Origin of the sequence: Neisseria sp. HMSC056A03, assembly GCF_001815685.1 — a bacterium.
Taxonomy (GTDB): Bacteria; Pseudomonadota; Gammaproteobacteria; order Burkholderiales; family Neisseriaceae; genus Neisseria; species Neisseria subflava.
Genome location: NZ_KV821578.1, coordinates 1 through 753 on the forward strand (window position 1 = coordinate 1; position 753 = coordinate 753).

At 44.9% G+C, this 753-nt stretch carries 1 protein-coding gene; it reads right to left on the reverse strand.

Features of this window, described 5'->3' with window-relative positions:
• Nucleotides 1-721 (reverse strand): replication initiation factor domain-containing protein (locus HMPREF3052_RS00320; RefSeq protein ID WP_210399494.1); only part of this gene is annotated, 721 nt, incomplete at its 3' end.
• Between the last annotated feature and the right edge of the window lie 32 nt (nt 722-753).

Below are 753 nucleotides of genomic sequence, written 5' to 3' on the forward strand. Positions count from 1 at the left end.
TTGCCTTATCATAGATACGGCAATAACAAGAAGAATTTTTAGACCCTACACCAAGTGTCTTTCCGTTATCGGTTCCATTCAGCCAATCAGATCCAATTTGCGCCACCAGCGGACGCTTACCCCGCTTATCAAATTCGCCATTCTGATAAGATGCCCACGCAGTATCAGGGCTTATTTCTTCGCTATAAAAATCTTTTGCTACGTCACAACGCGTTATGCGTGGACTGTATGCATGTTCATTCAAAAACCGATATAGACGATGTTCCCAACCGTCTTTAGCAGCAGTACACCCTTTGCCTGTCAACTCAATCAGAATCGTGCCATTCTGACCGCCGATATAAGCTTGACCGTACAAGACACCTTCAACCGACATTTCCCATCGTTCGTCATAAAAACGACCTTTCCCGACGGGAGCAGGGGAGCTAATACCAAACCCGAAAATCCATTCTGAAATTTCCGACCAGTTTTTCATCACGTCAAAATCGGTTACAGGTGATGGGATTCCCAGCGCGAGCAATTCAGGCGCGAAGCCAACAACCGATTTTTCCTTGAATGTAAAACTCAGAGTATCGATAAAAGCAGTGTTTCCAAGCCCCCGACGAAGCGGGATTACTTTTAAATTTCCATCAAAATCTATAACTGCCGTTTCATAACGTTCATATTCCTGATTTAAAACAACAGCTTCAGAAGATTCTGACGTTGATTCGCCCGAAGTTTTCAAATCTCGACCCCCCCTGTTAGATAGGGGGGGGG